This is a genomic window from Aliivibrio wodanis (assembly GCF_052920805.1).
Genome location: NZ_JBREXA010000001.1, coordinates 682122 through 695141 on the forward strand (window position 1 = coordinate 682122; position 13020 = coordinate 695141).

The 13020-nt window shown below is 38.5% G+C and carries 8 protein-coding genes and 1 pseudogene; 6 read left to right on the forward strand and 3 right to left on the reverse strand.

What is annotated here, in order from left to right; translation table 11 throughout:
- Nucleotides 1-64 precede the first annotated feature (64 nt).
- Together speG and ACU5DF_RS03300 are read right to left on the reverse strand one after the other, a co-directional pair.
- The gene (speG, locus tag ACU5DF_RS03295; protein WP_446711756.1) at nucleotides 65-601 is read right to left on the reverse strand and encodes a spermidine N1-acetyltransferase; all 537 of its coding nucleotides are present in this window, start codon (nucleotides 599-601) and stop codon (nucleotides 65-67) included.
- 273 nt (nucleotides 602-874) lie between these two features.
- Nucleotides 875-2800: a DEAD/DEAH box helicase gene (locus tag ACU5DF_RS03300; protein WP_446711757.1), complete on the reverse strand. Its 1926-nt coding sequence runs from the start codon at nucleotides 2798-2800 to the stop codon at nucleotides 875-877.
- 326 nt (nucleotides 2801-3126) lie between these two features.
- Here ACU5DF_RS03300 and ACU5DF_RS03305 point away from each other — a divergent pair, with 326 nt between their 5' ends.
- The gene (locus tag ACU5DF_RS03305) at nucleotides 3127-5187 is read left to right on the forward strand and encodes an exoribonuclease II (protein ID WP_446711758.1); all 2061 of its coding nucleotides are present in this window, start codon (nucleotides 3127-3129) and stop codon (nucleotides 5185-5187) included.
- Nucleotides 5188-5296: 109 nt separating this feature from the next.
- Here ACU5DF_RS03305 and ACU5DF_RS03310 read toward each other — a convergent pair whose 3' ends face one another.
- A complete protein-coding gene (locus ACU5DF_RS03310) occupies nucleotides 5297-5659 on the reverse strand; it encodes a late competence development ComFB family protein (protein ID WP_446711759.1) in 363 nt (120 codons plus the stop codon).
- Between the two features lie 148 nt (nucleotides 5660-5807).
- Between ACU5DF_RS03310 and ACU5DF_RS03315 the strand changes: the two genes are divergently transcribed.
- The 5 genes and pseudogenes from ACU5DF_RS03315 to ACU5DF_RS03335 all read left to right on the forward strand — a co-directional run bounded on the left by ACU5DF_RS03315 (nucleotide 5808) and on the right by ACU5DF_RS03335 (nucleotide 12975).
- A complete protein-coding gene (locus ACU5DF_RS03315; protein WP_045103721.1) occupies nucleotides 5808-7040 on the forward strand; it encodes a GGDEF domain-containing protein in 1233 nt (410 codons plus the stop codon).
- A gap of 173 nt (nucleotides 7041-7213) precedes the next feature.
- Nucleotides 7214-7594, forward strand: coding sequence for a DUF3302 domain-containing protein (locus tag ACU5DF_RS03320; RefSeq protein WP_446711760.1), 381 nt, complete (start codon nucleotides 7214-7216; stop codon nucleotides 7592-7594).
- Entirely contained in the window at nucleotides 7594-8724 is a 1131-nt protein-coding gene (locus ACU5DF_RS03325) for an HlyD family secretion protein (protein ID WP_446711761.1), read from the forward strand. The genes ACU5DF_RS03320 and ACU5DF_RS03325 overlap by 1 nt, the downstream gene beginning before the upstream one ends.
- 190 nt (nucleotides 8725-8914) lie before the next feature.
- A pseudogene (locus tag ACU5DF_RS03330) lies at nucleotides 8915-10520 on the forward strand (BCCT family transporter).
- A 328-nt stretch (nucleotides 10521-10848) separates the two neighbouring features.
- A complete protein-coding gene (locus ACU5DF_RS03335; RefSeq protein ID WP_446711762.1) occupies nucleotides 10849-12975 on the forward strand; it encodes a methyl-accepting chemotaxis protein in 2127 nt (708 codons plus the stop codon).
- Nucleotides 12976-13020 lie beyond the last annotated feature (45 nt).

Here is a 13020-nt window from a genome sequence, read left to right on the forward strand (position 1 = left end):
TGAACTTGCTGGTATTGGAATAAGAACCGATTACCATACAACGGTAATCAGTTCTCAGATTTTTTTATTTATTGATTTTGTTATTTATCTTTTCAAGATATGTATTTTGAATAATATACATACGTTTAACATCGCTATAATCTCCATTTACAAAGATCTCTTTCACCAAGTGTCCTTCTTCCATAAAACCACATGTTTCATATAAATAAATAGCTTTCTCGTTATCTACTGCTACATGTAAATACACTTTATGAAGGTTTAAAATAGTAAATGCATAATTAAGTGCTTTGTGAATTAAACTCCTTGCATAACCATAGCCTTGAAAATCTGGTGCAATAATAATTTGAAACTCGGCATTACGATGAATTGAATTTATTTCAACTAACTCTACAAGCCCAATAGATTGTTGTCCTTCATTCTCAGCAATAAATCGCCGCTCGGTATTATCATGAATGTGCTTACGGAACAAATCTTCTAGCTCATAATAAGACTCATAAGGTTCTTCAAACCAATAAGACATAATAGAACGATTGTTATTTAATTGATGAATAAAACGAAGGTCAGTTTGCTCAAGAGCACGTAATCGAATTTGATTATCCATTTTGTTTTCCATTAACAAAAATTAGTAACTTCTCAGTAACCCTACTTAAGCATTACTGATTTTGAGAAAATACCATCATTTTATAAAAACGAAAACAACTATTTTAAGTCAATGATAATTATATTTACGCTAATAATTTTTCTACACTATATTCTAAACAATAGTCAGATTGTTAGTGAAATTGATATTACATTAGTATTAGAGCAACTGAAATAACAGGCATAAAAAAACCGAGCTACTTGAGCTCGGTTTTTATTATCAATAATCTATTGATTAGTCTTCGTTACGAGGTGTGCGTGGAGCACGGCTTGCGCCTGGAGCACGCTCGCCACGGTGACTGCCACGGTGATCACCACCTTTGTTGCGGTCAAAACGACGTTCGCCACCACGACCTGCACCAGCACCGCCTTCACGGTTACCACGGTAACCACCACGGCTGTTGCCGTTGCCGCCACGATTTTCATCACGACCAGCACCACCGCCAGTACGAGGACGACGATCAATTGTTAGGTCAACACCTTCAACAACAACCGCTTTCACTTCGTTTTGACGAATACGTAGTTGCTTAAGTTTGCTTGCAACGTCTGCAGACATTTTCTTAGGTAACTGTACATATGTGTGACCAGGAGCAAGTTTAATTGCACCGATAGCACCTTTAGTGAAGCCAAGTTCGTTAGCTAGAGCACCTACGATGTCTTTAACTTGAACGCCTTGCTCACGACCTACTTCTAGTTGGTATGTATCGAAATCAGCATTGTTATACTGACGACGCTCACCACGTTCTGGACGGTCACGACGATCACCACGCTCTGGACGGTCACCACGATCACTACGCTCTGGACGACGTTTAGCACGTTCCATTGCTGCGATCATTGGATCTGGACCTTTGTAGAATAAAGGACGCTTACCTTGTTGACGCTTAAGAAGCATTGCTGCGATTGTCGCGGCATCAACTTCTAGAGTCTCTTGAAGCTTAGTAATTAAGTCAGAGAATGCTTCTAGTGCAACGAATTCTTTGTCTGCTGCTAATTCAGCACCAAGAACCGCTAGACGAGCTTCTGCAACTTGATCGCGATGTGGAAGTTCAATCTCTTCCATAGACGATTTAGTTACACGTTCAATTGTACGAAGCATACGAATTTGGTTTGTGCGAACTAAAAGAATCGCTTTACCTTTACGTCCAGCACGACCTGTACGACCGATACGGTGGATGTAAGACTCAACATCGAATGGGATGTCGTAGTTAAATACGTGTGTAATACGAGGAACATCAAGACCACGAGCAACAACGTCAGTTGCAACTAGGATATCGATAACGCCACGTTTGATATGGTCAACAGTACGCTCACGTAGAGACTGAGGAATATCACCGTGAAGTGCAGCAGCTTTAAAGCCACGAGCAGATAACCAATCAGCTAGGCGCTCTGTATCTTGACGAGTACGTACGAATACGATTGACGCGTCAGTTTCTTCAGTTTCAAGAAGACGAGACATTGCTTCGTCTTTCTCTACGCCTTTAACGATCCAGAAGTTCTGTGCTACTTTGTCAACGGTGTGGTTAGAACCAGCAACATCAACACGAGCAGGATCACGTAGGTAACGGTCAACAATAGTCTTAACCATTGGAGGCATAGTTGCAGAAAATAGGATACGTTGAGCTGTATCTGGTGCTTTTTCAAGAATCCAAGTTACATCATCAACAAAACCCATTTTTAGCATTTCATCAGCTTCATCAAGGATGAACGTATGAACTTCGCTTAGGTTTAAACGGTCACGGTTAAGTAAATCTTTAACACGGCCAGGTGTACCAACGATGATATGAGCACCGCGGCTTAGAGCACGCATTTGATCAACGATAGAAGCACCACCGTAGATCTCTAAAACTTTAAGTCCCTTGATGTTACGACCAAGGTTCTTAACTTCAGCAGCAACCTGAATAGCAAGTTCACGCGTTGGAGCCATGATGATTGCTTGTGGGTTATGTTGCTTAAGGTTAATTTTGTTTAAAAGGGGCAAAGAGAAAGCAGCTGTTTTACCAGTACCTGTTTGAGCTTTACCAAGTGCATCACGACCAGCTAACAAAAGAGGAATAGACTCAGCTTGAATTGGCGTAGGTGCAATAAAGCCCATTTCGTCAAGTGCAGATAAGATAGTTTCTTCTAAAGCCAGTTGGCGGAATTCAGTAATAGTTTCTGACATTGGGATCCCAATAATTAACATATAAAAACGGTCCCATTTGCTCAGCAAGTTCCATACACACACACAAGCACTCGGGACAGGACGGTTTATCAACTTCATTTAAAATATAGAAGATGATTAACTCAGGGCGCGGATAATGCCTTAATACGTTAAGAATTACCAGAAAAAATTGAGCAACTTCACAAAATTAACCCTATTTTCTTATTTTTGGTAGTTTTTTGTACGTTACGCACGGTTTTTTCCATATTTAATCGGACTTTTGTAGTAATCAATTCAGGGCAATAGTAAAGTTAGCATGTTATTTCCCTTACTATGTATGAAGGCTTATGTTTCAAGATAACCCACTACTTGCTCAATTAAAGCAGCAGATACAAGAAAAACTCCCTAAAAAAGAAGGGACAGTAAAAGCAACTGACCGTGGTTTTGGTTTTTTAGAGTCCGACGATAAAAAGAAAAGTATTTTTATTCCACCAGCACAAATGAAGAAAGTGATGCATGGTGATAAAGTAGTGGCGTTAATCCGTACTGAAAATGATAAAGCACAAGCCGAGCCAGAACAATTGGTTGAACAATCAATCACTCGATTCATCGGCCGCATTCAAATGTTCAAAAAACGCTTGCAAGTAATGCCTGACCATCCAAGTTTGAAAAATGCCATCAAAGCAAAAGCTCGTAAAGGTGTAAATCCAGAAACCTTACAAGAAGGTGATTGGGTTGTTGCTGAATTAACTCAACATCCATTAAAAGGCGATCAAAGCTTTTTATGTGAAGTTACTCATAAGATCACTGACAGCGATGACAAGATCGCCCCATGGTGGGTGACTCTAGCACAAAATGATTTACCAAACTCTGAGCCTGAAGGCATAGATAATTGGGAAATCAAAGATGATGCAGATCTAGTTCGTATAGATATGACAGAAACGCCTTTCGTTACGATTGACGGTGAATCAACCAAAGACATGGATGATGCGCTATACATTAAAAAGCAAGAAGACGGTTCTTTTGAATTAACGATTGCGATTGCAGATCCAACCGCTTACATCACACCAGATGACAGCATGGATCAAGTCGCTCGTAAACGTGGCTATACTATTTACTTGCCAGGTCGCAATATTCCAATGTTGCCTCGTGATTTAAGCGATCAATTATGTTCACTTATCGAAAACGAAGAACGTCCAGCGATTTGTTGTACAGTAAAAGTAGCTACTGATGGCACTATTAATGAAGAGTCTATCAATTTCTTTGCTGCAACAATGAAATCTCACGCACGTTTAGCTTATGACAATGTATCTGATTTCTTAGAAACTGGCTCATGTGATAAATGGCAACCAACAGAAACGATCGCACAAGTGGTTACAGAGCTGCACGAATTTGCACAAGCACGCACCTTATGGCGTCAAACTCACGCAGTGATCTTCCCAGATCGTCCTGATTATCGTTTTGAGTTAAATGACGAAAATGATGTTGTTGCCATTCATGCTGATATGCGCCGTTGTGCAAACAAGCTAGTTGAAGAAGCAATGGTTACAGCAAATATCTGTGCTGGTAAAACACTTCGTAATACCTTTAACATGGGTGTATTTAATTCTCATGCTGGTATCAAATCAGATAAATTGAAAGATGTTGCTGAGATTGTCAACCAACTAGATAATGCAGAATTCACTGAAGAACACATTGCTACGTTAGAAGGCTTTAGTGAGCTACGTCGTCTTCTTGGAACTCAGCCGACTTCATACCTTGATGCTCGCATTCGTAAGTTCCAAACGTACAGCGAAACAGGTAACGAGCCATTACCCCACTATGCTATGGGCTTGGATATTTACGCGACATGGACATCTCCTATCCGTAAATACAGCGATATGATTAACCATCGTATGCTTAAAGCGCATATCTTAGGCAAAGAGCCTGTACAGCGTCCTGATGATATTGTTGGTGAAGAGTTGGCATTAAGCCGTCGTTACCATCGCATGGCTGAACGTAATGTAAGTGATTGGTTATACTGCCGAACGCTGATATCTGAAGTAGAAAAAGGTACTGAATTTACGGCAGAAATTTTTGATATTAATCGTGCAGGTATGCGCGTTCGTTTAATTGAAAATGGAGCAGCAGCATTTATTCCAGGTTCTTTAATTGTCGATAATAAAGAACGTATCGAATGCAGTGCGGAGCAGGGCTCTATTTCAATTGATAAGCATGAAACATTTAAATTGGGTGACCAACTTACTGTTATTTTAGCTGAAGTGAAGGAAGACACACGCAATATGGTAGCAAAACCATTACAAGCCTTCCCAGCTTTAATCAATGTAGAAGAAGAAGAAGATGTTAATCTTGAAGTTGAAATAATTGATACTGAAACCTCAATTAACACAGAAGAAAAAAGTGATTAATACCACAACACTTGCTCACTAAATAATAAAGCCCAGTAGAGAATGTACTGGGCTTTTTCATTTTAAACTGTTTACATGAATCAACTATATTAGGGTTTGTGGTTCATCTCTATAAATCCATTTTCAGATCACCAGAAAACGGGACTTCCTCATCTTCTAATTCAAAACGGTCTTTAGGCACGTATACAACAATATCTTCAAAATCATCATTACGTTGTCTTCTATCATTAAGGACCATTTTTTCTGCATTTTCAACAGCCGCTGCTACCATATTGTTATATTGTATAATTTTTTTCTGCGGCGTTCCCGCTAACATATCTAAGCTATAACGGATATAAAGTGTAGGAAGTTGATTCAAAGCGATACATTTCATGTCTGTAATTTGATCAAGCGTATAGATTTGATGAAAATCTAGCTCAATAAAACGCTTTCCAACCAGAACTTCCATATAATTATGAATGTTTGACTCCATAGAGATACCTTTACTTGTTGTTAATTCGATTAAGTACCGCTGATACCATATGCATAGAACAAAGTTATTGATAGAATAACAGCTTGTCCTGCTCATTCAGTGACATACTCTTTCTTTTTTTAGATTTATTAGGATTAGTTAAAAAACAATGTCTTTTAGCCTTCTGAGCCACCCATCACTTAAACTGCTATTGCCGATCATTATCGTTGTTTCTGTAATAACAGGCATGGATGGCATTATCCAACTATCCTCTGAAAATAAAGGATTCTCATACATCTTACCATACATAGTACTGTCAATTGTATTGATTTTAAGTCAGCCCTTTAACCAAGGGCGAGTTGGTATGATAGCGATAAGTATGGCAATTGCCTATTGGATCATTCAAGAACGATTGCAAGTACCGTTATCTCAAGGGACAACACGTATTGAGTTTACGCTAATTGCTTTCCTGCTACCGATCTCTATGATGGCGACCTTTATTTTCCCTGAGCGTCGTATTTTTTCAAAATATGGTGCTGGGTATGTTGGTATATTATTATTTATGTTCTTCTGGTGTTGGATCATTGTCTCTCATTTTGCAGAGACTGATATGAATCACATTTGGGAAACATACCTCCTTGCTATCCCTGAAATATCACCCTTACCTATTCTTATCGTCCTCTACAGCATAGTCATGTGTGGGCTTTCTGCCATTTTTGTTTTAACACGCAGTAATAGCACCGATTTAGCCTCTTATACTTGCTTACTCTATTCATCGCTGACTTTTGCTTTATTTAGTGTTGATTTTATTTCAAGTACCATGTTTTCAATTGCAGGGCTCTTACTGCTTTATTATATTATTTCAGCCAGTCATGAATTGGCTTTTATCGACCAACTTACAAGCATTCCCGGCCGTCGTGCACTAGAGTCAGAAATGAAGCACTTAGGCCGTCGTTACACTATTGCTATGCTAGATGTCGACCACTTTAAGAAATTTAATGATACCTACGGGCATGATACGGGTGATGACGTACTCAAATTAGTTGCAAGTATCATGGCTGAAACAGGTGGGAACGCTAAAGTATATCGTTATGGCGGTGAAGAATTTACCGTACTATTCAAAGGGAAAACCGCAGAGCAAAGCCTTGAGTACCTAGAAGAGCTGCGTGAAGATATTGCTAATTATGACTTGATTATCCGCGATTCTTCCACTCGCCCTAAAGATAAAAAAGAAGGACAAGCAAATCGTGGTAAAAGCAACATGACTAAGGTCGTTAACGTGACGATTAGTATCGGGGTTGCAGACAATTCCGAATTTAAAAAACCACAAGAAGTCATCAAAGCTTCAGATACTGCACTCTACCGAGCTAAAGATGGTGGGCGGAACTGCGTTAGCCTCTAACATTATGTATAAGTAGAAATGAATAACAATTTAAGCCAACATGAATTCATGTTGGCTTTTTTATTTTCCAATTAGATTATTTCTTGCGTATTCATCTAAGCAATGCGACACTCAAGTTACTAAAAAGTAACTGTTTTGTTACTAACTAAATAGTAAATTACAAGGATGCGTTTATGTTTTTAGATTACTTTGCTCTTGGGTTGTTAGTGTTTGTTGCTCTGGTTATTTTCTACGGGATCATTGTAATTCATGATATTCCATACGAAATTGCCCATAAGCGTGACCACCCACATTCAGATGCTATACACATTGCTGGCTGGGTTAGTTTATTTACGCTTCATGTTTTGTGGCCATTTCTTTGGATCTGGGCAACATTATGGCGTGAAGATCGTGGCTGGGGTTTTCATAAAATTGAAAACAATCAATTAGAACTACAAACTCGAGTTAACCATCTTAACGATCAAGTTGAGCTACTAACTGAAAAACTGTCTCAGCTAGAAGTGAATCAAGCAAAATCACCATCTAGTCAATCATCTCAAGAGGAGCAAGTATAATGGATTTATTGCTTATTCTTACTTATACCGCATTATGCATTGCGATCTTTAAGATCTTTAAGATCCCTTTAAACAAATGGACAGTTCCTACCGCTGGTCTTGGCGGGGTTATTTTAGTGGGTACACTCGTTTTATTAATGAACTATAACCACCCTTTCACTCAATTTGGTGGGCAATTTTATGTGACAACCCCTATTGTTCCTAGCGTTAAAGGTAAAGTAACTGAAGTTAATGTGATCCCTAACCAACCTGTTTCTGCTGGTGATATTTTATTTAAAATTGATGATATTCCATTTAAAGCAGAAGTCATTCGAAAACAAGCCTCATTAAGTGAAGCTGAACAAGCGGCCTTGCAACTGGAGTCTATCTATAAATCAGCTCAAGCTAATACGATTAAATCCGTTGCTGATAAAGATAAAGCGTATCGTGAGTTTAAGCGTTACGAAAAAGGTTATAAAAAAGGCGCATTCACAGCCCAACAACTTGATACCAGAAAACAGACTTACAAAGCAGCTAAAGCAACAGTAGAATCCATTCAAGCTCAAGAGCAACAAGCAAAACTGGCTTTAGAGTCTGAAATAAATGGGGAGAATACGACAGTCGCTCGTATGCGCGCTGAGTTAGAACAAGCACAGTTTAATCTAGATGAAACCATTGTTAGAGCACCAACAGATGGCTATGTAACACAAATGGCTCTTCGTCCTGGTATGATGGCTGTGCCTATTCCTCTTCGTCCTGTAATGACTTTTGTTCACACAGAAGATCAATATTTTGTTGGTGCTTTCCGTCAGAATTCGCTTCAACGTTTACAAAAAGGTTTCAAAGCTGAATTCTTATTCCGAGCGATTCCTGGCCGAGTATTTAAAGGCGAAGTTGTTGAAGTGATCCCCGCTATTGGTGAAGGTCAGATCCAAGCATCTGGCTCTCTACTTGGCACTAATGCAATCCGAACAAATGGACGAGCATTGGTAAAACTAAAACTAACTGATGATGTATCTGAGTTTCACTTACCTGCCGGCTCTAACGCAGAGATATCTGTTTATTCAGATAGCTTTGAACACGTTTCAATTATGCGTAAAGTATTAATTCGCATGAAGTCTTGGCAAAATTATCTATATTTAGATCATTAAAAAACATTAACCTTATAAAAACAGCACCTTAGAGAAATAAACTTTGGTGCTGTTTTTTTTACATTTTAAATAATTATTTTACTTAATTCTTAACTCTGATATTATTCGTCGCGAAAAAACGCTGTTCCTTAAATGTTAACAGCTTCTGATAGACTCCAATGGGAGCTATTAAATTTTTATGTGAGGACACATGAGTACTACGGATAAGTACAGCATTGACAGTACTGATTATGAGGTAGGCCAAGATAACGTACAAAAATGGGGGTTTGATATTCATAACCAAGTTTTTGGAATTAGCGCAGGCTCTATCATTTTATTTCTTACTGTGCTTCTTATTATGGATCCAACAGAAGCGAAATCCCTTCTAGACGGTGTTAAGTGGCAAATCATCAACAATTTTGATGGCCTATTTATGTGGTCTGGGAACATCTTCCTAATTTTCTGCTTAGCCCTAATTGTCTCACCCTTTGGTAAAATTCGAATTGGTGGTGATTCTGCAAAACCTGAACACTCTACTATCTCTTGGATGGCAATGCTTTTTGCTGCCGGGATGGGTATTGGATTAATGTTTTACGGTGTTGCAGAACCTGTAGCCTATTTTACAGACTGGTACGGCACTCCTCTTGGCGTTGAACCATTTACAGAAGAGGCAAAGAAACTTGCATTAGGTCGCAACTATGTACCACTGGGGTATTCACCCTTGGGCTATGTACGGTATCGTAGCTCTTTCATTAGCGTTCTTTACCTTTAACAAGGGCCTTCCTTTATCTATGCGTTCTGTTTTTTATCCTATTTTAGGTGACAGAACATGGGGTTGGTTCGGTCACATCATTGATATATTAACCGTTCTTGCAACCTTGTTTGGCCTAGCTACATCTCTTGGGCTAGGCGCACAGCAAGCTGCTGGTGGTATCAATCATGTATTTGGTACTGATGGCGGAGTTACCATGCAAATAGGAGTAATCGCATTTGTTACAATGCTTGCTATTATTTCTGTTATTCGTGGTATCGATGGTGGTGTAAAACTACTTAGCAATATTAATATGCTTGTAGCTGCAGCTTTACTTACTTTTGTTATTATTGCTGGATTTTCTTCAGTAATGGATGCACTACCACTTACTATCATGGGCTACATTGAAAATATCATTCCTTTAAGTAACCCACATGGTCGTGAAGATGAAACTTGGATGCATGGCTGGACAGTATTCTACTGGGCTTGGTGGATCTCTTGGTCTCCATTTGTAGGTATGTTCATTGCTCGAGTCTCTAAAGGCCGTACTGTTCGTCAGTTCCTATTATCTGTAATGATTATACCAACACTTGCAACGGCATTGTGGATGTCTTCATTTGGCGGTATTGCAATGGATCAGATCTCAAATAAAGTCGGTGAACTTGGTGCAAACGGTCTTGCTGATATTAATATGGCTCTATTTGATATGTACGACGCATTACCAATGAGTATGGTGTTATCTGTAATTTCTATTGTACTGATTATGGTGTTCTTCGTAACATCATCTGATTCAGGCTCACTAGTGATTGACAGTATTACAGCTGGCGGTAAAGTTGATGCGCCTGTTCCTCAGCGTATCTTCTGGGCTACTGTTGAGGGCTCTATCGCTGCCGTATTATTATGGGTTGGCGGTACAGAAGCAATGCAAGCACTGCAAGCTGGTACAGTCTCTACTGCATTACCTTTTACTCTGATACTTCTATTAATGTGTGTGAGTTTAGTCAAAGGATTCAGTACTGAGAAATTTGGTACCGTTCCTAAAACTGAAAAACAAAATATGGTTTAAAGCCATGAGGCTAAGTAGATAATACCAATCTATGTATAGCACCATTAGGTAATAAAGAAGCCCCAGTATGAGCTGTCTCATACTGGGGCTTCTTTCATTTTTCTCGTATATTTTTATTCATAAAATAATTTCATAGAACAATTATCAAAAATAAAATTAAATAAATTTTACAGATCTCTTTTCATCTAATATGCTTAAATTACTCGTTCTTACGATGAGTATGCTTAATAAAGTATCTAACCTGATCTCAATTATATAAATAACTGCTAGGAATTTATGCAACCAAGTTATAGAATGATTGACAGTATAATTTAAAAGAGCTTCAAATATGATCTTACATTCAATTCGCTGGAAAATAAGTTTAATAACTGGCTGTGTACTTTTGTTGGTTGCTGGCATCATGGCATTTGTTTCTATTCGCTCCAGCTTTACGACGCAACAACAAGTCAGTAACGAAGCGCTTAGCATTCTAACAAGTAAAGCAGAACAAACACTTTCACTTGCTGCGAAAAACCAAGCAAGTAAGGTACATAATGTTTTCAACAGTGCAAATGTTGATGCTCAAATCATATTGCATCAAATTTATGGTCTACAAGACCACTTTAACGAAAATGATATTGATTCAGATACTTTACGTGAAAGCTTAGTCACTCTATTGCATAAGCATACTGTACGTCTGCAAGATTATCTTGGTATTTATGTTGTTTTTGAGCCAAATAAATTAGATGGTGAAGATAAATTCTTTGCTAATTTTTCAGAGTATGGCAGTAATGAATCTGGTCGATTTAGTACGTATTATGCCCACGACAATAGTGAGATCGTCAGTGAGATTTTAATTGAAGATGATCTATTAGATACTGAATTAGAATCTAATGGTCACCCAGTTAATAGTTGGTATTCGTGTAGTATTACTTATAGTAGTGCGTGTATTCTTCAGCCTTATATCGATACTATTTCAGGTAAAGATCAGTTAATGACATCAGTCACTTTACCAATTTTAAAAAATAATAAAGCTATAGGTACTGTAGGGATCGACATAAAATTAGATCAAATTGCATCTTTTATTACTCAAGTTGATAACTATTTTGCTCAAGGCCAAGGCAGCGCTATTCTTGTTGATGAAGATGGTTATATTATTGCTGACGACTCGGGTCAACAAGGTATTAACGTCCGATTCGATTCTCGATATCCAAAACTGGCTCAATATTTAAGTAATAAGTCCGCCTTTTCACCGACATGGAGTGACGATAGCCTATCTATCGGTAGCGAAATTATACTTAATCAACATCAAACATGGACTCTTGTTTTGGATATTCCAAAATCTTATGTGCTTGCTGATGTTGGAAAGCTTGATTCAATTTCTGACCAACTAATGCGTGATAGCGGTAGAACCTTTATCCTAACCAGTATTTTAATCGTCAGCTTTTTTGGCTTTACAAGTAGTTGGTTTATTGGAGTAAGAATCGCCTCTCCTCTACAAAATCTTGCTCGTCGTTTTCAAGAAATTGCGAATGGTGATGGAGATTTAACTCAGCGACTTGAAAGTACACGAAAAGATGAATTAGGCGCTGTTGCTGATGGTTTTAACCTATTTCTTGAACGCTTACAAGGGACAATCTCACAACTTGTCACCCATGTAAATGACGCAGGATCTATGGCTAAAGAAACACAGAAACTATCACATAACAGTCACGATGAAATAGTAAAACAGGGTAATGAGGTTGATGCGGTTGCTACAGGCTCAGCACATCTGTCGAGTATTGCACAGCAGGTAGCAACTTATGCTAATGATGCCTCTATTGCTGTCGATGTTACTCAGGAAAGTGCTGAAAGCGGTAAGAGAGTAGTAGAAGAAACAGGACTAGCGATTTCACAATTAGCTCAGCAGATCTCTGAAAGTGTCCCTATTGCGAACCAACTAGCAAAAGATTCAGATAACATTGACTCAATATTACAAGTAATTCAACAAATTGCAGAGCAAACAAACTTACTTGCATTAAATGCAGCTATCGAAGCAGCAAGAGCTGGTGAAGGTGGGCGTGGTTTTGCTGTTGTTGCTGATGAAGTACGAGTGCTCGCAAGCCGAACACAAGAATCTATCGTGCAGATACAACAAGTGATTTCTACCTTACAATCAGGAACAAATAAAGTAGTTTCTGCTATTCAATCAGGCAATGATAAAGCAACTCAAGTTCATGAAATCTCTCAACAAGCAGAAGAAGCCTTAGAAGCGATTTTACGTGAAGTAGAGCAAATTCGCTCAATGAACTCTCAAATTACTGACTCAAGTTTAGAGCAACGAGATGTAGCACTACAATTAGATAGTTCAATTCAGCGTATCCGAGAAATTAGTACTGAATTAAATAGTGATGCCAAGGCGTCTTCAGAAATGAGTGAAGAGATGTCCCAATTATCTGAAAAACAGCAACAGTTAATAGGTAACTTTAAAGTATAATACCAATATACAAATGGCTCGCTTGAGAATGTATTCATTCTCAAG

Excerpts from the sequence above, each read along its gene's own strand:
- speG (WP_446711756.1), bottom strand. The coding sequence starts at position 601 with ATGGATAATCAAATTCGATTACGTGCTCTTGAGCAAACTGACCTTCGT.
- ACU5DF_RS03300 (WP_446711757.1), bottom strand. The coding sequence starts at position 2,800 with ATGTCAGAAACTATTACTGAATTCCGCCAACTGGCTTTAGAAGAAACT.
- ACU5DF_RS03305 (WP_446711758.1), top strand. The coding sequence starts at position 3,127 with ATGTTTCAAGATAACCCACTACTTGCTCAATTAAAGCAGCAGATACAA.
- ACU5DF_RS03310 (WP_446711759.1), bottom strand. The coding sequence starts at position 5,659 with ATGGAGTCAAACATTCATAATTATATGGAAGTTCTGGTTGGAAAGCGT.
- ACU5DF_RS03315 (WP_045103721.1), top strand. The coding sequence starts at position 5,808 with ATGTCTTTTAGCCTTCTGAGCCACCCATCACTTAAACTGCTATTGCCG.
- ACU5DF_RS03320 (WP_446711760.1), top strand. The coding sequence starts at position 7,214 with ATGTTTTTAGATTACTTTGCTCTTGGGTTGTTAGTGTTTGTTGCTCTG.
- ACU5DF_RS03325 (WP_446711761.1), top strand. The coding sequence starts at position 7,594 with ATGGATTTATTGCTTATTCTTACTTATACCGCATTATGCATTGCGATC.
- ACU5DF_RS03335 (WP_446711762.1), top strand. The coding sequence starts at position 10,849 with ATGATCTTACATTCAATTCGCTGGAAAATAAGTTTAATAACTGGCTGT.